The sequence below is a fragment of the Streptomyces roseoverticillatus genome (assembly GCF_000719265.1).
Lineage (GTDB): Bacteria > Actinomycetota > Actinomycetes > Streptomycetales > Streptomycetaceae > Streptomyces > Streptomyces roseoverticillatus.
Genome location: NZ_JOFL01000032.1, coordinates 77,076 through 94,192, shown reverse-complemented (window position 1 = coordinate 94,192; position 17,117 = coordinate 77,076). Strand labels below are relative to the sequence as shown.

Here is a 17,117-nt window from a genome sequence, read left to right as displayed (position 1 = left end):
GGCCGGGGGGAGGGGCGGGCGGGCCGGGGGCAGCGGGTCGGCGAGCGGGCGGCCGGCCGCGGCGACGTCCCCGGCGGTGGGGGTGACGGAGGGCCCGTGCCCTTCGGTGATCTCGCGTCCCCACAGCCACAGGCCGACCAGCAGGGCGACCCACACCACGCCCGTCAGGAGCCGGCCGCGGCCGCCGGCGCGGGAGGGCGGTCCGGGTGGTGCGCAGGAGTCGGGTGGGACGGGCTCGGACATGGCCTGGAGTCGCTTTCCCTCACTGCTGCCCGGAGGACTGCTGGGCCGCCTCGGTCCGGCGCCGGTGCCAGATCAGGCCGGTGGCGATGAGCGCCGTGACGCCCGCCAGGACGAGGCCGGGGGTGCCGGGGGCGTTCTCGGCCGCGGTGCCGCCCCCGCCCGCGGGGACGGGCGCCACGGGGGCCGGCGGCTCGTGCGGCGCACGGGGCGGCTGCGGGTGGACGGCGGGCCTGCTGTCCATCGCGCGCTCCCGGTCGTGCTGCGGCGACGGGGAGGGCGGCGGCGCCTGATCGTGGCCGTGCGTGGACGGCAGGGGCTTGCCGTGCGGGACGACGGTCAGCTTGCCCTCGGCCACCGCGTCCTCGCCGTCGCACGCGACCCGTACGGGATAGACGCCGGGGTCCACGGACGAGCGGACGGCCGCCGCGGCGAACAGGCCGGCCGAGTCCCTGGCGAGCCGGGCGTCGGCCACGAACGCCTCGGAGGCGGCGGTGGCCCTGTCGCCCGAGCAGCCGGCGACGCGCAGCTGCACCTGGCCGCCGGGGTGGGCGCTGACGGGGGTGAGTTCGATCGTTCCGGACATGGTGGCGGGCTCGTCGTTGGCGTGCGCGAGGGGCGCGCAGACGGCGACGGCCGCGAGAGCACCGCACAGGGCAAGACGGACAGAGTCCATGGTGAACCTCCTGACAGTCAGAGATTCACCTGCCGTTCCCGGCGGGCGCATCCGCTCCGTGGGCGGGTTGCTCCGTTCGGTGCCGGACGGGGCCCGTTCAGATCAGGGCCCGCACCGGGCGGCCGGGCCGGGCGGCCGGGCCCGGCGATCCGACCCGGCGTCAGACGAGGTCGACCAGATCCGCGATCGAGTCGACGACGCGGGAGGGCCGGAAGGGGTGGCGGTCGATGTCCTCGGGCCCGGTCAGCCCGGTGAGGACGAGGAAGGTCTGCATGCCGGCCTCCAGGCCGGCGAGGATGTCGGTGTCCATCCGGTCGCCGATCATGGCGCTGCCCTCGGAGTGGGCGCCGATGGCGTTGAGGCCGGCCCGCATCATCAGGGGGTTGGGCTTGCCGACGAAGTACGGCTCGCGGCCGGTCGCCTTGGTGATCAGGGCGGCCACGGAGCCGGTGGCGGGCAGGGCGCCCTCGGCGGACGGGCCGGTCTCGTCGGGGTTGGTCGCGATGAAGCGCGCACCGGCGTTGATGAGCCGGATGGCCTTGGTGAGCGCCTCGAAGGAGTACGTCCGGGTCTCGCCCAGGACGACGTAGTCGGGCTCGGCGTCGGTGAGGACGTAGCCGATGTCGTGCAGGGCGGTGGTCAGCCCGGCCTCGCCGATGACGTACGCGGTGCCGCCGGGCCGCTGGTCGTCCAGGAACTGGGCGGTGGCCAGCGCGGACGTCCAGATGTTCGCGACCGGCACGTCCAGCCCGATGCGGGCGAGGCGGGCGTGCAGGTCACGCGGGGTGTAGATGGAGTTGTTGGTCAGCACGAGGAAGGGCTTGCCGGATTCTCTGAGCCGCTTGATGAAGGCGTCGGCACCGGGGACGGGAATGCCCTCGTGCATCAGGACGCCGTCCATGTCGGTCAGCCAGGACTCGATCGGCTTGCGCTCTGCCATACGGGGACTCCTGCCGTACGCGCCCGCTTGACGGGGCTCGGGGACGCCGGGTCGCACCTCTTCGTGCCACGGCCTGCCCCTCAAGCGTAAACAGGTCACGGTGGAGTCCTTGCCGCCTGTGGATAACCTCAGCGCCCCGAGCGCCGGGCCCCCACGATCAGGGACGCTCCCGCGAGGAGCAGCGCGCCGGCCGCCGCCGCGATGGCGAGGAGGGGGCGCTGGGAGCCCGTGTCGGCCAGCAGGGGCTGTTCGCCGTCGTCGGCGCCGCGTTTGGCGGGGGCTCCCGCGCGGTCCGGGATCCTGCCGATGCCGAACGTGTAGTCGTTGGACTCCCCCACCCACTCGCCGTCGTCGCCGCGCCGCTGCACGGCGGTGATGTTGGCGGTCACGGACCCTTCCGGGGCGCCCTTGGCGAAGGCCAGGCGGACGCGTACGGGCACGCTGCCGTGCGCGGGGACGGAGAAGCCGCCGAACCCGGGGACGGCCGCGGTGCGTGCCGTGCGGTCCGCGCGGCCGGCGGCCGGGGCCGTGCCGTCGAAGACGCCGACGTTCTCGGCCTCGTCGGTCCGCTCGAAGCGGACGGGGCGCCAGCGGGCGGTCCCGGCGTCGTAGAAGTCGAGCCGGATGTCGCCCGGCCGCAGCGCGCGGCCGCGGTCGGCGAGGACCGCGACGGGGTGCACGGCGCGGCACTCGGCGGCGGACTCGTTGCGCAGTTCCAGCCGCCAGGTGCGGGGCGCGGCGCCGCGCTCGTACGTCTCGGGGCCGCCGCTCAGCTGCGCGGCGATGGGGAAGTCGGGGGCGCCGGGGGCGGCGCAGCGGGCGCGGGCGGGGTCCGGGCCGGCCGCCTGGTGCGCGGGGGCGGGGGCCGCCGTCGAGAAGATCGCGAGCGCGGTGGCGCCGAGGACGAGCGCACGGGGCTTGGGCATCGCGGGACCTTTGCGGTGGGGGTCGGTGGGGTCCGGTTGCTGCCTCGAACCTCCCACCGCCCGCCCGCGGGTCCCGGCCCGGCGCGGCCGCGTACCCCGACCAGCCGTCACATACCGCCCGATGAGCCTATTTTCGTGTCATCCGAGTGGAGCCGGTGCGCCTGGCCGTGCCGGCCGGGCGCCGCTCGGTCAGGATCGGGGCATGGCCACTGCTGATGCTGAGAAGTGCGTCCTCCAGGGCGGGCCGGAGGGCCTCCCGGAGCACATCGTCCCGGTCCCGGCGCCGGGCGAGGAAGTGAAGGTGCCCTTCCGGGGCGGTTACGAACATTTCCGGGCCACCTCACGGCAGTGGGACACGCCCGGGGGCCGGCTGCCGGTCTACGAGTGGACGGGCCGCACGGAGGTGGCGGAGTAGCGGTGACGGAGGAGCACGGCGGGCTCGGGGCGCAGGGCCCGCGGAGCGGCGACGACGCCGAGACGTACCGGAGGAACCCTCTCAAGGGCCTGGCCGGCCTGCCCCTGATCGGTGACCTGCTGGAGCCCTTCCTCGGGCACTATCCCGGCAAGGACCTGCCCGCGGTCTTCTCGGCGCCGCACTTCCGCGGCCGGTGGGAGGAGCTGGGCCCCGGCACGTACGAGCGCGGCGGGCCCGTCCGGTCGGTGCTGGTGCCCTCGCGGCGCGGCCGGCCGGGCAAGGGGCCGCGGCCGCGATGGGCGGTCACGCTGTACACCGGGCCGGACGGGACGGGGACGAGCATGCGGTTCGAGGAGGGCGACGACGCCTCGGAGTTGGAGGAGTCGTTCGCCGTGCGGGTCGCGTCGGTCAAGGTCGAGAGGTTCCTGGGAACGGGTGCGTGAGGCCGCCCCGGCTTTCCCGGCCGAACAGCGACGCCAGGACGAGCTCCGCGGCCCCTTCGACGACGGTGCGGTCCCCGGCCGGGGTGACGGCCACCGGGACACCACCGCCCGTGTCTCCGAGCACGTCCCGCACGCCGCCCGCGTAGGCGGCGGCGTCCCGCAGGAGCGTGCCGCCGCCGAGCAGCACGAGGTCGACGTCCAGGAGGCGTACGAGGTTGGCGGCGCCGGTGCCGAGCAGGCGGGCCGCCTCCGCGATGTCGCCGCGGGCGACGGCGTCCAGGCACAGCACCTCGATGCAGCCGCGGTTGCCGCAGGGGCACGGCGGGCCGTCCAGCAGGAGGACCTGGTGGCCGAACTCCCCCGCGCCGGTCCGCGCGCCCCGGTGCACCGCGCCGCCCAGCACGAGCCCGGCGCCCAGGCCCGTGCCGAGGTGGAGGTACGCGAAGGAGCCGGCCGGGCCGACGCAGCGGCGGAGCACGAGGCCGAGGGCGGCGGCGTTGGTGTCCTTGTCGACGACGACGGGCAGGCCGAGCCGTCCGGCGAGGGCGTCGCGCAGCGGGAAGCCGTCCCACTGGGGGAAGCCGGTGACGCGGTGCAGGACGCCGGTGCGGTGGTCGAGGGGGCCGGGGAGGGCGACGCCCGCGCCGAGGAGGGCGCTGCCCGCCGCGGCGCGCACCTGCGCGACCTCCGCCGTCACCGCGTCCAGGACCGTCTCCGCGCCCGCCCCGAGGTCGAGGGGGGACGTGCGGGTCGCGGTCTCGGCGCCGGAGAGGTCGACGAGCGTGACCGTCAGGGCGTCGCGGTCGAGGTGCACGCCGACGGCGTGCGCGGCGTCCGGGACGAGGCGCAGGACGGTGGGCGGCTTGCCGCCCGTGGACGCGCGGCGGCCCGCCTCGGCGGCCAGGCCGGCGGCCCGCAGCCGTGCGGTGATCTTGCTGACGGCCTGCGGGGTGAGGCCCGTGCGGGCGGCCAGCTCGGCCCGGCTCGCGCCCTCCGGCCCGGCGTCGCGCAGCAGGCCGAGGACGAGGGCGGTGTTGTGGTCGCGGAGGGCGGTGAGGTTGGCGCCGGGGGTGGCGGGCGACGTGCGGTTCACGGGAGCCATTGTCACTGCTGTCCCTGCCGCTCGCTTGCAGTTTCGCAACAGCGTTGCCAAAGTGGAGGGCATGGACGGCATGGATCGCATGGACGGCACGAACAGCGGCGACGGGACCGGTGGACCCGGCGGAACCAGCGGGACCGCCCGGCAGGACGGCTTCCGGGTGGGCCTGATCGGCTACGGGCTGGCGGGCTCCGTCTTCCACGCCCCGCTCATCGCCGCCACGGACGGCCTCGTCCTCGACACCGTCGTCACCGGCGACCCGGACCGGCAGCAGCGGGCCGTGGCCGAGCACCCCGGGGTGCGGACGGTCGCCGGCAGCGACGCGCTCTTCGAGCGCGCCGGGGAGCTCGACCTGATCGTCATCGCCTCCCCGAACCGGACCCACGTGCCGCTGGCCTACGCCGCCCTCGAAGCGGGCGTCCCCGTCGTCGTCGACAAGCCGCTCGCCGCGACGGCCGCCGAGGCGGAGGCGCTGGCCGGCCTCGCGGAGGAGCGCGGCCTGCTGCTGAGCCCGTTCCAGAACCGCCGCTGGGACAACGACTTCCGCACCGTGCGGCGGCTCCTGGCCGACGGCGCGCTCGGCAGCGTCCTGCGCTTCGAGTCCCGCTTCGAGCGCTGGCGCCCGCAGCCGAAGGGCGGCTGGCGCGAGTCCGGCGACCCGGCGGAGATCGGCGGCCTCCTCTACGACCTGGGCAGCCACGTCGTGGACCAGGCCCTCGCCCTCTTCGGCCCCGCCGCGGCCGTCTACGCCGAGGCGGACGTACGCCGCCCGGGCGCGGAGGCCGACGACGACACGTTCATCGCCGTGACGCACGAGAACGGCGTCCGCTCCCACCTGTGGGTCAGCGCCACCACGGCCCAGCTCGGCCCCCGCTTCCGGGTGCTGGGCAGCGCGGCGGGCTACGTGAAGTACGGCCTGGACCCGCAGGAGGCCGCCCTCCGCGAGGGCCTGCGCCCCGGCGCCGACCGCTCCGGCTGGGGCGTCGAACCCGAGTCCCTCTGGGGCCGCCTCGGCGCGGGCGAGTCCCCTCAGACGGGCGGCGGCGACCCCGTACCCACGCTCCCGGGCGACTACCCCGCCTACTACGCGGCCATCGAGACGTCCCTGCGCACGGGCGCCGAACCGCCGGTGACGGCGCGGGAAGCGGTGGCGGCGCTGCAGGTGCTGGAGGCGGCGAAGGTGTCGGCGGACGAGGGGCGCACGGTGCGGATCGGGGAGCCCCGGTGAGCGCGGAGGCGGCGGCCCAGGAAGAGGTAGCGGCGCTGGAAGAGGTAGCGGCGCTGGAAGAGGTGACGGCCCAGGAAGAGGCGGCGGTCCAAGATGAGGTGACGGCCATGGAAGAGGCCGAGCGCCGGCTGACCCTGGACCGCTTCGGCAACGACGACGCCTGGCGGCTGGGCAGCCTGCTCGTGGGCCTGGCCCGGGAGCGGGACGCGGCCGTCACGATCGGCATCCGCCGGGGCGCGCAGCGGCTCTTCCACTGCGCGCTCCCCGGCACGTCCGCGGACAACGACGCGTGGATCGCGCGCAAGTGCCGTGTGGTGGAGCGGTACGGGGAGTCGTCGTTCCTGGTCGGGGCCCGCTTCCGCGCCAAGGGCCGCACGTTCGAGGAGTCGTCCCGGCTGGATCCGGACCGCTACGCGGCCCACGGCGGCGCCTTCCCGCTGCGTGTACGGGGCACGGGCGTGGTGGGTGCGGTCGCCGTCTCGGGCCTGCCTCAGGCGGAGGACCACGCCCTGGTGGTGGCGGGCCTGGAGCGCTTCCTGGCGGACTCCTGACGGGGTGACGGAAGCCGGGCCTCCTGCGGGCATCCCACCCGTACGCGCGAAGGCCCGTACCCCCAAGGGTTCCCTCAGGGTGGCGTCGGGGAGATCACCGATGATCTCCGCCGTGCCGCGGCGCAGGATCGAAGCATGACCCCTCACGCGCCGGGACGGCCCGTCCTCACCCCGCTGACCCGCTTCTGCCTCATCGCCGGCCCGGCGCTCCTCGCCGTCTACGGAATCATCCGGCTGCTGTCCGACTCCGGCGTGCCCGGCCCGGGTTGGACCGCGGGTCACCTGGCCCTCTTCTGCGGCCTGGCCCTGTTCGGGCCGGTCTTCCTCGGCCTGCGCCGCCTCGCGCCCGCCGGCTCCCCGGCGCGGCGCCGCGTGGCCGCCGTCAGCACCGTCGTCGCGCTCGCGGGCCTCGCCGCCTCCCTCGCGCAGGCGGCCATCGACCTCGTCGTGGGCTTCCGGGCCGCGGACGGCGCGGAGATGAGCGACCTCTTCGAGCAGGTCCAGTCGCACGCCGCCGTCCACCTCGTCGTCTACTCCGCCGGCCCCCTCCTCTTCTACGTGGGTCTGGTCGCCCTTGTCGGGGCGCTCGTCTCCCGCCGGGGCCCCGTCACCGGCTGGACGCTGACCGCGATAGTGCTCGGCATCGTCGTCATGGGCATAAGCCTCGACCTGATGCCCGCCGGGGGCGTGCTCTTCATGCAGGCGCTCGCCTTCGTGGGAAGGGCCGACCGCGACGGCGCGGGTTCGTGACGGTGGCGCGGGTTCGTGACGACGGCGACTGGCTCGCGACGACGGCACCGGCTCGTGACGACGGCCCCAGCTCGCGATGGCTGCACCAGCTCCTGGAGATCGCACCAGCTCCTAGCGGTCACACCGGCTCCCAGTGATCGCACCGGCTCCTGACGGCCGAAATGGCTTCGACAGCCACGCACTTCGCCGGGCAGGATCGCCGATATGACCGATCCTGGCATCATGACCGCGGACCAGCGCGCCGAGTACGCCCTCGCCCTCGCCACCAGGGCCGGTCGCGGACTGGGACTGCAGGCGGAGGAGCCGCGCGTCCTGCACAACGTCTTCAACGTGCTGGTCCACCTCGCCCCGCATCCCGTCGTCGTACGCGTGCCCGCCCTGGCCGTCGCCCCGGTCGAGGAGCAGGCCGCGAAGCAGCGCCGCGAGCTCGCCGTCGCGGGCTGGCTGGCGGACCGGGGCGCGCCCGTCGTGGCGCCGAGCCCCCTGGTCCCCCGCGAGCCCGTCGAGCTGGACGGAAGGTCGCTGACCTTCTGGGAGTTCGTCACCGAGACGGACCCCCTCTCCGGCGTGACGGACCCGGCGGCCCTGGAGAAGCGCTTCGTCGAGCAGACGGGCTGGGCGGCGCAGCTGCACGCGCTGCTCGCCGGCTACCCCGGCGACGACCTGCCCGTCCTGTCGCCCCTCGTCCCCGCCGTGGGCCTCACCCTGGCCGAGCTGGCCAGGAACCCGCACCCGATGCTCACCGCGGCCGAACTCGACCGGGCCCACGCGGAGTACGCCGTCCTGGAGACCCTCGTCCAGGACTTCTCCGCGTACTTCCCCGGCGCCCGCCTGCAGACGCTGCACGGCGACTCCCCCGCGTACAACGCCCTGCGCACCGCTACGGGCCACCTCTTCAGCGACTTCGAGGACGTCACCCGCGGCCCCGTGGAGTGGGACCTCACGCTCGTGGGCCCGCCCGGGGTCGAGGAGTACGAACGCGTGAGCGGCACGGCGGTGGACCGCGCCCTGCTGGACGTCATGGAGGGCGCGCGGCTCCTGCAGGTGGTCGGCGCGCTGGCCTTCGCCACCCTGAAGCCGGACCTGGCCCCGACGCTGGAGCCGGTCGTCGGCCTCTGGCGCTCCCGCGCCCCGCTGAGCCTGCCGGCCGCCGCCTCCTAGCCCGTACGCTCCCGGCCCGTACGGGCGTCATGGCCCGTACGGCCGCACGGCTCGTACGGGCTGCGGCTCATACGGATCGCACGGCTCGTACGGGTGGCACGGCTCGTACGGCTGACACGGGTGGTCAGCGCTTGGGCCAGTGCCAGAGGGGCTCGTCCAGCATGCTCTCGCGGCCCCCGACGTCCGTCTGCCCGCCGGCGTCCTTGACGAGGGCGATGGAGTTGACGTCGATGCGGTGGCGGCCGGCGCCGCGGCCGAGGGCCGCGGCCAGGTCAGGGGCGTGCGTCACCACCACGATCTGGGTGTCCCGCGCCGCCGTCAGGATCAGGTCGGCCAGCGGGGCCAGCAGGTCCGGGTGCAGGCTGGACTCCGGCTCGTTGAGGACGAGCAGCGCGGGCGGGCGCGGGGTGAGCAGCGCGGCCGTCCACAGCAGATAGCGCAGGGTGCCGTCGGAGAGCTCGGCCGCGCCGAGCGGGCGCAGCAGCCCGCGCTGGTGCAGCTTGAGCTCGAACCGGCCGCCCTCGCTGACGATCTCCACCCGGCTGCCGGGGAACGCCGCGTCCACGGCGGCGTCCAGCGCGTCCCGGTCGCCGATCTCGCGGATCGTCTGCAGCGCCGCCGCGACGTCGGCGCCGTCGTGGCCGAGGACCGGGGTGCGGGTGCCGGTCTGCGCGCTGCGGGCGGGCGCGTGGGCGTCGGTCCGCACGTGGTCGTAGAACCGCCAGGACCGCATGTGCTCGCGCAGCCGCAGCAGGTCGGGGGCGAGCTGCGGGTCGGCGAGCTCGCTGAGCATGCTGTCGTAGGGGCGGACGGCGTTGACCGAGCTGTGCCAAGTGCCCTGCGCGGTGCGGGTGCGGACGGCGGGGCCGGAGCGGTCCGAGAGCAGGGCGGCGGGGCGCAGTACGGGCCCGGCCCAGGTGCACTCCCGCTTGATCTCGGGGTCCTGGTTGAACATGGACGGCGCGCCGCCGCTGCCCGAGGTCGGTATCGGGTGCCCGAAGTCGACCGCGTACCCGAACTCGTCCCCCGCGAAGCCGAGCCGCAGGCTCGCCGCCGGTGAGCGGCCCGAGCCCTTCCGCTCCCCCGCCCACAGCGTGGACGCCAGCCCGCCCTCCCGCGCCAGCGCCGCGACCGCACCGCCCCGCGCCGAGTCGGCCAGCAGCCGCAGGGCCCGGTAGAGGCTGGACTTCCCGGTGGCGTTGGCTCCGGTGATCACGTTCAGCCGTCCGAGGGGGACGATCAGGCGGCGCAGGGAGCGGTAGTTCTCGACGGCGACGGTGGTGAGCATGGGACCTCTCGGGGCATAGCGGTACCTAGCGGTGCATCGTTCTCACCAGTGTGCCAAGAGGCACTGACAACGCCCCCGGACATCGCCGACCGGCGGCTCGGGCGCCCCTCCTCCGCCACGAGGCCGCCGCGGCGTCGGCGTGCTCCGGCCCTGCGCCTAGTACGTGAGCACCGGGCTCTTCACGAACTCGGCGAACTCGTAGTTCTTCCCGTTGGGAAGGATCTGCAGTTCGGCCCGGTACCGGTGCCCGGCGGTCGGGTTGGGCAGGTTGTAGTGGTAGTCCAGCGGCCGGTCGCACCGGCGCAGCTCGCGCTCCCACCGCCACTCTGTGGTGTCGTCGAAGGCCACCAGCCGCATGCGGCAGTCGCCCCCGGCGTCGGGCCAGTCACTGCGGGCCTCGAAGAGGATGTCGCCGCCGCGGCCGCCGTCGTCTATGAGGGTGGCGCAGGCCTGCTTCGTCACGGGGCCGGTGCAGCCGCCCCCCGTGGCGGCCGCCGCCGAACCGGCGCTGCCGGCCAGTGCGGCACCGGCGAGGGAAGTGGCGGCCAGCGCCCAGGCCGCGGCACGCGGTAACGCACGAAGAATCATCGTTCCACCTCACATGTCTCGAATCTCCGGAAGATCACCGGAAGGGAGTGAGGTGAGCATATGAGGACGGAGAGGCTTCGCGCCGTTGGTTTTTGACGCGGGGTCAGAGGTGGGGCAGGGGGCTCGGCCCGTAGCCCTTAGGCATCGGCACGCCCTAACAGCTGCCCGGGCGGGCGGCCCGGTGCGCGGCGAGCGCGCGGTGGCAGCCCTCGCAGGCGCTCTCCCTCGTCTGCGCCCAGAACTCCTTAGCCACCAGCAGCGTCGTCCCATACAGTGCCGAAGGCATGACGGCACTTGCATCCTTCACCTTCGTGCGCCACATCGACGGGCTCCGCTACCTCTTCGAACGCGACGGCGAGCACAACGGCCGCCCCGCCTACCGCCGAACGGACGGGGCCGTGTGGTGCGTCTGGTCGCCGACCGACGGCTGGCACTGCGAGATCGCTGACGGCCTCGTCACCGCCCATCCCCTCAACAGTCACGCTGACGAACCCGAACCCCCCGCCACCGTCTGGCGCAGCTTCAAGAACGACCGCTCCTACCTCTACGACCTCAGGCCCCTCGGCTCCGAAGCCTGATCCGGCGGACAGTTCCTAGTCGTCGCCCCCATCGCCCCCGCCGGAACTCCTGCTTCGTCCGCCCGACTTCAGCAGGGTGAGCAGCACGTCGGCCACCGCCGACACCACGAGCATCCAGCGCGGTACGTCGTCGGTGGGCTCGTCCGGTGAATCGGTCATTCTTCCGAGCCTACCGACCGTGCGGACCGGACGGGCCGCCTGCCGGGTGCGGCAGACGGCCCTGGAATCACCGGAGGTCACAACGGCAGGATCACGAGGCTGGCGGTGCCGTCGTTGTGGTCGATCCGGCCGCCCGCCAGGCAGAGGTTCTTGTCGGCCAGCGAGGTGTACCCGCCGATGCCGTTGAAGTGGTGGCCCTTGAACCAGGTGCCGTCGGTGACCGTGCCGGTCCACTCGTAGACGCGGGTGCCGTCCTGCCGCGGCAGCGTCGAGACCATCCCGCTCAGGGTGCTGCTGCCGGCCTTCTCGTGGGTGCCGGGAGCGAACCACTTGTCGTTCTCTTCGAGGCCCTGGGCGAGAACCTGCTTCACGCCCGTCTGGAGACACCCCGTCGTGGCCTGAGTCGATCCGTCGAACGTGCCGCCCCAGGCGCGCAGGCTCGGCAGGACCGGAGAGACACAGGAATAGGTGCCGGACCACTTGATGGTCGTGGCCCGGGGGGTCAGTTGCAGGGGTGGGTCGAACGTGTAGTGAATGCCGCCGAGGCAGACCCCGTCGGGAGGGGGCGGGGCGCCGCCCCCTCCGGCATGGGCGGGTTCGACCAGGCCGAGGGCAAGGAAGAGAGCCGTGGTGACGGCCGTCACCACGGCGAGAGCACGGGATCTCATGTGTCGGACGCCCTTCCACTCTGCGAGCCCCGAGTATGCGCAGGAACGGGCCGGGCGCCGCCAGGCGTGGACGCGGCGCCCGGGAGCGGCCCCCGGCGCGCCGACGCGCAGTGGAGCGCCCCCTACGGGAGGCGCCGCCCGGTCAGACTCCGTGGCCCAGCGCGGCGCGCAGCGTGATCCCGTGGCGGATGCGCAGGCGCCGCACTTCCCAGACCGAGAGCGCGGTCACCGACAGCGGGCCGCCGAGCATGAACGTGTACAGCACTTCCGGAGGCGCGGCGACATCGGGACCGTTGAACATCTGGAACGCGAAGAGCGACCAGACCAGCAGTGGCGAGATGAGCGCCGGGAGCAGTTGGTGCACGTCCCGGGCCATGAAGCAGGTGAAGACACAGAGATAGGTGGCCAGGAGCGTGTAGACGCTCGACCCGAGCAGCACGGCGATAGCCGCGAGCCAGCCGATGGCCAGGGCCAGGAAGGCCAGCACGGTGCAGATGACTCCGGGGCCGGTGAAACCGGAGAAGAAGTCCTTCAGGTCCTGGCCGTCGATGAGGTCGCCCTTGAGGGTCTCGACGGACAACCAGATGCAGAGGGGTCCCGCGGCCAGCAGGAGGGCGGCCGAGATCGGCCCGCGCAGACGCGCGGCGAAGTCACGGCGCCTGTCCGGGGTACTCGCGATGAGGAAGGCGGTAATGCCGATGATGCTTCCCGCCGCCAGGATGCCGCAGGAAAAGGCCAGTTCGAGGAGCTTGCCGAGGACGAACTCCTGCCCGCCGCCGCTCAGCGGATAGGCCGCGACCAGCCAGACGGCGGCGACCAGGCCGAGAACCGTACGCGCAAGCTGCATCCCGGAGATGAGCTTGTCCTCCACGCGCTCGGCCGAGGGAGCGAGGCCCCCGGCCCAGGAGCGGAAGAACGCCCTCAGCGCACCGCCCGGGGCCGCACGGTTGCCATATCTCGCACTGGACCCGCTCACTTACTGTCTCCCCGTAACGCGTGCACTCCCAGTGTTCCGTGGGTCACGCGTGCACCGCCACGAACTCGAACACTTTATCGGGACACGCCCGGGGCTCCCCGCCACCCGGCTACGAAGCGAGGCGCCGCCCCCGGCCCCGGCACCTCGTCCAGACGGCCGGAAGGCCGGACCTTCAGCCCACTTCTACGCCGTGACCCGCACCTATGCCACGGACCCCAGCCCCCACCACGCCCTCCTACGGGGTGAGTTCGCGATCCACGCTGCTGCGGCCCGGTCCGCCTTGCGGGCGTCCCTCGGCTTCGGCGTGAGCGCGCTCGGCAGACCCGGGGGCCGGACGGCCCCGTAGTCCGTGAAGCGGACGGTTCCGCAGGTCCTGCAGCGCGCCTCCCCGGGTACGGGGTAGTTCCAGCCCTCCCTGTGGTTGCAGCGGATCCTCACGCCTGCGCCCCTTCCGCCATGTGCGACCTCCAGTGCCGCCGCATCGCGACGAGCGCGTCCCCGGCCTTCGCCGCGTCCCCGCCGTTCTCCGCCTCCCACCAGGCCGCCTTTAGCGCCGGGCATGTCGGACAGTCCGCGATTCCGGGGCGCCGGGCCGTTTCCGGGTTCCGCCGCACCGCGGCGCGCTCCTCGCTGGTCGCCAATCGCAGCGCGACGAACGGTACTTCCCATTCCGTACCACCTCCGGGTGGACGTACGTGAACCCGCCCACCTGTGCCGCCGATGACTTGTACGATCCGGCCATCCCGGGTGTCCACGACGAACGCGCCGTTCCTGTATGTCATCCCCCAACGCTCCTTCGCGAGTTCCGGACGCCCTGCCAACAATGCACCTATTTCCAGAGAGATTTCAAACCCCAATTTGTAGAGCTACAAATTGCAGCTCTACAAATTGCAGGTCAGGAGGTCACGGTGGGACAGCAGGCACAGCGCACCGCCAGACGGCGGAAGCTGGGCGCAGCACTGAAGGACGCACGGGTGTCAGCAGGCGTGACGGTCGCACAGGCGGCGAAGGCGATCGACGGCGACAACTCCAAGGTCAGCCGAGTCGAGACCGGATGTCAGCGCATCACCCGGCTGCAGCTGAATGCACTGATGGATCTCTACGGAGTAAAGCGGCAGAAGACTCGCGACTGGCTGACTGCGCTGGCATCCGAGGAGCGAAAGAGGAACTGGTGGACCCAGTACCACGAGATGCTGCCCGGAGGATTCAAGGAGACTCTGCTCCTTGAGAATGATGCGGCCAGGATCGAGGTGTACCAGGCCGAGGTCATCCCAGGTCTATTGCAGACCCCGGATTACGCCAGGACGGTCATGGCAGGAGCTCCCGATCCGCCGACCGACGAGCAGCTCGACTTCTACGTCAAATTCCGCATGGAGCGTCAGCGCGTCTTCGAGCGGGAAGACCCTCCGCAGTACGTCTGCCTCATGCCGGAGGGTGTGGTCCGTCAGCACATGGGCAGCACCGAGGCCATGGCTACCCAGCTCCGACGCCTAGTGGCTGCAAGCCGGTCGCCGCACATCACGATCCAGATCATCCCGTACACCCGGAACGCCTACGCATGCACCGGTGGTTCGTTCAACCTCTACTCGTACCCGGGCCCGACGAACCTTGAGGTCGTCCATATCCCGCAGCTCGACGGCGAGTTGTACCTGGAGGATGATGGGCCAGTGGCGAAATACCGCAAGGCTTTCAGGAACATTCAAGCCTCGGCTCTGTCGGCACAGCACTCCATCGAGCTGATCACCTCGATCGCAAACGACCTCGACCAGGAAGCGACGCACACGTGATACGCCACAGCCTGCCCACCCACCGGTGGCATAAGTCGTCCTACAGTGAGGCCCAGAACGCGGGCTGCATCGAGATGCAGGCCACCGAAGACAGACTCGTCGCCATAGGCGACAGCAAAGCCCGCCCCCGAGGGGCATTCGTCTTCGCACCCCGCGCCTGGGCGACCTTCGTCCACTCCATACGCATCGGCGAGGACACTCTTCAACCTGCCCGCTGACGCGGCCGGTTGCAAACCAGCCCCAGAAGCCCCAGCGCCGCGCCCCCGGCAACCATCCCCGCCCCCGCCAGCAGCGTCTCGCCGCCCGGGGGCGTGCCGTCGTGCATCAGCGCGCGGCCGTCGGGCGCGGTCCGCCCCTCCCGGGGCGCCGGCCCACGCCCCGCCCCCGGCAGGGTGAACGCGCACACCAGCACCACACCCACCGTCACCACGAGCGCGGCCAGTACCGCAGCCTTCATTCTGCGCATATCTCAAAATATGCCCGGAACCCCGGCAAAATCCCCGGAGCACACGCCGAGCGCAGCGATCCCGGACGCCCTACACGTCCTTGAACACCTGCCGCTGCCGCCCCAAGCCCTCGATCTCCAGCTCCACCACGTCCCCCGCCCGCAGGTACGGCTTCGGCTCCGGGCGGCTCAGGGCCACGCCCGCGGGGGTTCCCGTGAGGATCACGTCCCCCGGGTACAAGGTCATGAAGGAGCTGACGTACCGGATCAGCTCGGCCACCGGGAAGATCTGGTCCGCCGTGCTGCCGTCCTGCCGCAGGACTCCGTTCACCCACAGCCGTAGCCGCAGGTCCTGCGGGTCAAAGACCTCGTCGGCCGTGGCGAGCCACGGGCCCAGCGGGGTGAACGTCTCGTAGTTCTTGCCCTTGACCCACGCGCCGCCACGGTCGAACTGGTACTCGCGTTCGGAGACGTCGTGGGCGAGCAGGTATCCCCCCACCACACTCATCGCCGCCTTCTCGGACTCCAGGCGGCGGGCCGTGCGGCCGATGACCACGCCCAGCTCCACCTCCCAGTCGGTCTTCTCGCTCCCCCAGGGGATGAGCACCGAGTCGTCCGGGCCGGCGACCGTGTCCGCGGCCTTCAAGAACAGCACGGGCTCGGACGGGATGACCGACCGGGTCTCGGCCGCCAGGCCGCGGTAGTTCAGGCCCACGCCGACGATCTTGCCGATGCGGTTGAGCGGCGGCCCGGACCGTAGCCCCGTGGGGTCGAGGGCGGGGAGGATGCGCGCGCCGACCGCGGCGCGGATCCGCGCCAGGGCGGCTCCGTCGGCCAGCAGGGCGCCGTCGATGTCCGGCACCAGCGCCGACAGGTCGCGGAGTGTGCCGTCCTCGTCCAGCAGCGCCGGGCGTTCGCCCCCTGCGGGCCCCACACGCAGCAGTTTCATCGCTTGATCGTCCAAGAGCGGAGGCGCTCTCCGCAAGGGACGTTTCGGACTGCGAACAGGGAATTGTGGGCCACGCCCCAGAGGTTATCCGGGCCGTGGCCCACGCCGCGTCACGTGCGGTAGGCGTAGTAGACCGCTCCCGGGTAGGACGCGATGATGCTCGCGACCGACTTCCGGTAGGTGTTGGTCGAGTGGTACGTCACGTACGGGACGCCCATCCTGCTCCGGTAGGTGACGATCATGGAGTGGTCCTTGGACCCGTCACCGTCGAAGTCCATCTGCAGGATGTCGCCGACGTCCATCTGGTAGACGTTCGGCAGGTTGGTCGCCCGCTTGGTGGACAGCGTGTGCCACGCCCACTCGTTGGCGCCGACCCAGGAGTCGGACTGGTTCGACTTGTTGTACCACCACTTGTGGTAGTCGGAGGTGTCCGAACCCGGCACGTCCTTCCAGCCGCCCGCCTTCAGGGACTGGCTGATGAAGTTGGTGCAGTCGCCGCCCGCGACGTTGTAGCTGCGGTAGGCGGGGTTGTAGTTACGCCAGTACTTCTCGGCGTAGGCCGCCATCGCCTTGTAGTCCAGACCGCCCTTGGCGGGGGTCAGGTTCTTCGGCTTGGCGTTCCTGCTGCCGGGGTACCGGGTCGAGGCCGGGCTGCCGTTGAGGTCGATGCTGCCGGTCGCGGCCACCGCGGTGCGGGGCTCGTTGATGGCGCCGGGGCCGTCGTCCTGCGGGCGGATGCCCGTGAGCTCCCAGTTCCCGCCCTTGCCGAGGGAGAAGCTGAGCTCGTGGTGAGCGGTGAAGCCGGTGGTCGACGGCTCGTCACCGCGGATCTTCTTGTACGTGAGCTCCGTGGTCTCGGTGACCCGGACCGTGGCGCGGTTGCCCTTGACGGTGGTCTTGTCGACCGACGTCTTGGTCTCCGCGGCCGTGTACGCCTCGCCGAGGGCGGCGAGCCACGCCTTGCGCGTCTTGAGCGAGGACAGTCCGGTGTCCTCGGCCCGCGAAAGGCCGGAGGAGAGACGGACCTTCCCGTCGAGACTGGTCGCCTTGCGGTCGGCCGTCGAGCGGGTGTCCAGCAGGACGGAGGTGCGGTCCTTCAGGACGGCGTCGGCTATTCGGCCGAAGGCCTCGACCGTTGCGCTGTCCGCCGTGCGGGAGTCCGGCTTGCCGGCCGCGAACGCGGCCGACGTGGGCAGGAGAGCGGCCGTGGCGGCCACCGTCACAGCCGCCCCAACAGCGGCTCTGAATCT

23 protein-coding genes and 1 pseudogene are annotated in these 17,117 nt (G+C 72.6%); 9 read left to right on the top strand and 15 right to left on the bottom strand.

Annotation, left to right across the window (positions count from 1 at the left end; all coding sequences use genetic code 11):
• The 4 genes and pseudogenes from IF61_RS0128905 to IF61_RS0128890 all read right to left on the bottom strand — a co-directional run.
• Window positions 1-243: pseudogene (locus IF61_RS0128905) on the bottom strand (class F sortase); the annotation flags it as partial.
• A 19-nt stretch (window positions 244-262) separates the two neighbouring features.
• On the bottom strand, window positions 263-916 hold the full coding sequence (locus tag IF61_RS33675; RefSeq protein ID WP_052393146.1) for a hypothetical protein: 654 nt from the start codon (window positions 914-916) through the stop codon (window positions 263-265).
• 160 nt (window positions 917-1,076) lie between these two features.
• Window positions 1,077-1,856 carry an HAD-IIA family hydrolase gene (locus IF61_RS0128895; protein ID WP_030369488.1) on the bottom strand — a complete coding sequence of 260 codons (780 nt, stop codon included), beginning with the start codon at window positions 1,854-1,856 and terminating at the stop codon, window positions 1,077-1,079.
• A gap of 128 nt (window positions 1,857-1,984) precedes the next feature.
• A complete protein-coding gene (locus IF61_RS0128890) occupies window positions 1,985-2,782 on the bottom strand; it encodes a hypothetical protein (protein WP_030369487.1) in 798 nt (265 codons plus the stop codon).
• A gap of 202 nt (window positions 2,783-2,984) precedes the next feature.
• On the opposite strand from IF61_RS0128890, the gene IF61_RS0128885 reads away from it, so the two are divergent.
• Together IF61_RS0128885 and IF61_RS0128880 are read left to right on the top strand one after the other, a co-directional pair.
• Window positions 2,985-3,197 carry a DUF5988 family protein gene (locus tag IF61_RS0128885; protein WP_030369486.1) on the top strand — a complete coding sequence of 71 codons (213 nt, stop codon included), beginning with the start codon at window positions 2,985-2,987 and terminating at the stop codon, window positions 3,195-3,197.
• Between the two features lie 2 nt (window positions 3,198-3,199).
• Window positions 3,200-3,640, top strand: a complete 441-nt coding sequence (locus IF61_RS0128880; protein WP_030369485.1) for a hypothetical protein — start codon at window positions 3,200-3,202, stop codon at window positions 3,638-3,640.
• Here the strand turns inward: IF61_RS0128880 and IF61_RS0128875 are convergent.
• On the bottom strand, window positions 3,606-4,742 hold the full coding sequence (locus tag IF61_RS0128875; RefSeq protein WP_052393144.1) for an ROK family protein: 1,137 nt from the start codon (window positions 4,740-4,742) through the stop codon (window positions 3,606-3,608). The two genes, IF61_RS0128880 and IF61_RS0128875, sit on opposite strands and share 35 nt — an antisense overlap.
• 70 nt (window positions 4,743-4,812) lie before the next feature.
• On the opposite strand from IF61_RS0128875, the gene IF61_RS0128870 reads away from it, so the two are divergent.
• The 4 genes from IF61_RS0128870 to IF61_RS0128855 all read left to right on the top strand — a co-directional run bounded on the left by IF61_RS0128870 (window position 4,813) and on the right by IF61_RS0128855 (window position 8,429).
• On the top strand, window positions 4,813-5,967 hold the full coding sequence (locus IF61_RS0128870; protein WP_245684657.1) for a Gfo/Idh/MocA family protein: 1,155 nt from the start codon (window positions 4,813-4,815) through the stop codon (window positions 5,965-5,967).
• A gap of 62 nt (window positions 5,968-6,029) precedes the next feature.
• A complete protein-coding gene (locus tag IF61_RS0128865; protein ID WP_397945233.1) occupies window positions 6,030-6,518 on the top strand; it encodes a heme-degrading domain-containing protein in 489 nt (162 codons plus the stop codon).
• Between the two features lie 135 nt (window positions 6,519-6,653).
• A complete protein-coding gene (locus tag IF61_RS0128860) occupies window positions 6,654-7,268 on the top strand; it encodes a hypothetical protein (RefSeq protein ID WP_052393142.1) in 615 nt (204 codons plus the stop codon).
• Window positions 7,269-7,472: 204 nt separating this feature from the next.
• On the top strand, window positions 7,473-8,429 hold the full coding sequence (locus IF61_RS0128855) for a phosphotransferase (RefSeq protein WP_030369480.1): 957 nt from the start codon (window positions 7,473-7,475) through the stop codon (window positions 8,427-8,429).
• A 124-nt stretch (window positions 8,430-8,553) separates the two neighbouring features.
• On the opposite strand, the gene IF61_RS0128850 is transcribed toward IF61_RS0128855, so the two are convergent.
• From IF61_RS0128850 to IF61_RS37520, 3 genes are all read right to left on the bottom strand, one after another.
• Window positions 8,554-9,717, bottom strand: a complete 1,164-nt coding sequence (locus IF61_RS0128850) for an AAA family ATPase (protein ID WP_030369479.1) — start codon at window positions 9,715-9,717, stop codon at window positions 8,554-8,556.
• 156 nt (window positions 9,718-9,873) lie between these two features.
• Window positions 9,874-10,305, bottom strand: coding sequence for a hypothetical protein (locus IF61_RS0128845; RefSeq protein ID WP_030369478.1), 432 nt, complete (start codon window positions 10,303-10,305; stop codon window positions 9,874-9,876).
• Window positions 10,306-10,459: 154 nt separating this feature from the next.
• Entirely contained in the window at window positions 10,460-10,591 is a 132-nt protein-coding gene (locus IF61_RS37520; RefSeq protein ID WP_281178052.1) for a hypothetical protein, read from the bottom strand.
• On the opposite strand from IF61_RS37520, the gene IF61_RS0128835 reads away from it, so the two are divergent.
• Window positions 10,590-10,883: a hypothetical protein gene (locus IF61_RS0128835; RefSeq protein ID WP_030369477.1), complete on the top strand. Its 294-nt coding sequence runs from the start codon at window positions 10,590-10,592 to the stop codon at window positions 10,881-10,883. The two genes, IF61_RS37520 and IF61_RS0128835, sit on opposite strands and share 2 nt — an antisense overlap.
• Window positions 10,884-10,898: 15 nt before the next feature.
• On the opposite strand, the gene IF61_RS36075 is transcribed toward IF61_RS0128835, so the two are convergent.
• The 4 genes from IF61_RS36075 to IF61_RS37800 all read right to left on the bottom strand — a co-directional run bounded on the left by IF61_RS36075 (window position 10,899) and on the right by IF61_RS37800 (window position 13,247).
• Window positions 10,899-11,042 carry a hypothetical protein gene (locus IF61_RS36075; protein ID WP_157848711.1) on the bottom strand — a complete coding sequence of 48 codons (144 nt, stop codon included), beginning with the start codon at window positions 11,040-11,042 and terminating at the stop codon, window positions 10,899-10,901.
• A 77-nt stretch (window positions 11,043-11,119) separates the two neighbouring features.
• Window positions 11,120-11,710 (bottom strand): hypothetical protein, encoded by a 591-nt coding sequence (locus IF61_RS0128825; protein WP_157848710.1) that lies wholly within the window; start codon window positions 11,708-11,710, stop codon window positions 11,120-11,122.
• 142 nt (window positions 11,711-11,852) lie between these two features.
• Complete coding sequence (locus tag IF61_RS0128820; protein WP_157848709.1) at window positions 11,853-12,686, bottom strand: hypothetical protein; 834 nt, start codon at window positions 12,684-12,686, stop codon at window positions 11,853-11,855.
• A 201-nt stretch (window positions 12,687-12,887) separates the two neighbouring features.
• Window positions 12,888-13,247, bottom strand: coding sequence for a DUF6255 family natural product biosynthesis protein (locus tag IF61_RS37800; RefSeq protein ID WP_397945205.1), 360 nt, complete (start codon window positions 13,245-13,247; stop codon window positions 12,888-12,890).
• A 134-nt stretch (window positions 13,248-13,381) separates the two neighbouring features.
• On the opposite strand from IF61_RS37800, the gene IF61_RS0128805 reads away from it, so the two are divergent.
• Complete coding sequence (locus IF61_RS0128805; RefSeq protein ID WP_078660576.1) at window positions 13,382-14,473, top strand: helix-turn-helix domain-containing protein; 1,092 nt, start codon at window positions 13,382-13,384, stop codon at window positions 14,471-14,473.
• Window positions 14,470-14,691: a DUF397 domain-containing protein gene (locus tag IF61_RS0128800; protein WP_030369472.1), complete on the top strand. Its 222-nt coding sequence runs from the start codon at window positions 14,470-14,472 to the stop codon at window positions 14,689-14,691. The genes IF61_RS0128805 and IF61_RS0128800 overlap by 4 nt, the downstream gene beginning before the upstream one ends.
• Here IF61_RS0128800 and IF61_RS0128795 read toward each other — a convergent pair.
• The 3 genes from IF61_RS0128795 to IF61_RS0128785 all read right to left on the bottom strand — a co-directional run bounded on the left by IF61_RS0128795 (window position 14,676) and on the right by IF61_RS0128785 (window position 17,090).
• A complete protein-coding gene (locus IF61_RS0128795) occupies window positions 14,676-14,939 on the bottom strand; it encodes a hypothetical protein (RefSeq protein WP_030369471.1) in 264 nt (87 codons plus the stop codon). The two genes, IF61_RS0128800 and IF61_RS0128795, sit on opposite strands and share 16 nt — an antisense overlap.
• Before the next feature lie 70 nt (window positions 14,940-15,009).
• Window positions 15,010-15,867, bottom strand: coding sequence for a fumarylacetoacetate hydrolase family protein (locus tag IF61_RS0128790; RefSeq protein WP_030369470.1), 858 nt, complete (start codon window positions 15,865-15,867; stop codon window positions 15,010-15,012).
• A 110-nt stretch (window positions 15,868-15,977) separates the two neighbouring features.
• Window positions 15,978-17,090: an amidase domain-containing protein gene (locus IF61_RS0128785; protein WP_245684653.1), complete on the bottom strand. Its 1,113-nt coding sequence runs from the start codon at window positions 17,088-17,090 to the stop codon at window positions 15,978-15,980.
• Window positions 17,091-17,117 lie beyond the last annotated feature (27 nt).

What these genes read in the sequence shown, in the direction of transcription:
- IF61_RS33675 (WP_052393146.1), bottom strand. Translation starts at nt 916, where the DNA reads ATGGACTCTGTCCGTCTTGCCCTGTGCGGTGCTCTCGCGGCCGTCGCC.
- IF61_RS0128895 (WP_030369488.1), bottom strand. Translation starts at nt 1,856, where the DNA reads ATGGCAGAGCGCAAGCCGATCGAGTCCTGGCTGACCGACATGGACGGC.
- IF61_RS0128890 (WP_030369487.1), bottom strand. Translation starts at nt 2,782, where the DNA reads ATGCCCAAGCCCCGTGCGCTCGTCCTCGGCGCCACCGCGCTCGCGATC.
- IF61_RS0128885 (WP_030369486.1), top strand. Translation starts at nt 2,985, where the DNA reads ATGGCCACTGCTGATGCTGAGAAGTGCGTCCTCCAGGGCGGGCCGGAG.
- IF61_RS0128875 (WP_052393144.1), bottom strand. Translation starts at nt 4,742, where the DNA reads ATGGCTCCCGTGAACCGCACGTCGCCCGCCACCCCCGGCGCCAACCTC.
- IF61_RS0128870 (WP_245684657.1), top strand. Translation starts at nt 4,813, where the DNA reads ATGGATCGCATGGACGGCACGAACAGCGGCGACGGGACCGGTGGACCC.
- IF61_RS0128860 (WP_052393142.1), top strand. Translation starts at nt 6,654, where the DNA reads ATGACCCCTCACGCGCCGGGACGGCCCGTCCTCACCCCGCTGACCCGC.
- IF61_RS0128855 (WP_030369480.1), top strand. Translation starts at nt 7,473, where the DNA reads ATGACCGATCCTGGCATCATGACCGCGGACCAGCGCGCCGAGTACGCC.
- IF61_RS0128850 (WP_030369479.1), bottom strand. Translation starts at nt 9,717, where the DNA reads ATGCTCACCACCGTCGCCGTCGAGAACTACCGCTCCCTGCGCCGCCTG.
- IF61_RS0128845 (WP_030369478.1), bottom strand. Translation starts at nt 10,305, where the DNA reads ATGATTCTTCGTGCGTTACCGCGTGCCGCGGCCTGGGCGCTGGCCGCC.
- IF61_RS0128835 (WP_030369477.1), top strand. Translation starts at nt 10,590, where the DNA reads ATGACGGCACTTGCATCCTTCACCTTCGTGCGCCACATCGACGGGCTC.
- IF61_RS37520 (WP_281178052.1), bottom strand. Translation starts at nt 10,591, where the DNA reads ATGCCTTCGGCACTGTATGGGACGACGCTGCTGGTGGCTAAGGAGTTC.
- IF61_RS36075 (WP_157848711.1), bottom strand. Translation starts at nt 11,042, where the DNA reads ATGACCGATTCACCGGACGAGCCCACCGACGACGTACCGCGCTGGATG.
- IF61_RS0128825 (WP_157848710.1), bottom strand. Translation starts at nt 11,710, where the DNA reads ATGAGATCCCGTGCTCTCGCCGTGGTGACGGCCGTCACCACGGCTCTC.
- IF61_RS37800 (WP_397945205.1), bottom strand. Translation starts at nt 13,247, where the DNA reads ATGCCCGGCGCTAAAGGCGGCCTGGTGGGAGGCGGAGAACGGCGGGGA.
- IF61_RS0128795 (WP_030369471.1), bottom strand. Translation starts at nt 14,939, where the DNA reads ATGCGCAGAATGAAGGCTGCGGTACTGGCCGCGCTCGTGGTGACGGTG.
- IF61_RS0128790 (WP_030369470.1), bottom strand. Translation starts at nt 15,867, where the DNA reads ATGAAACTGCTGCGTGTGGGGCCCGCAGGGGGCGAACGCCCGGCGCTG.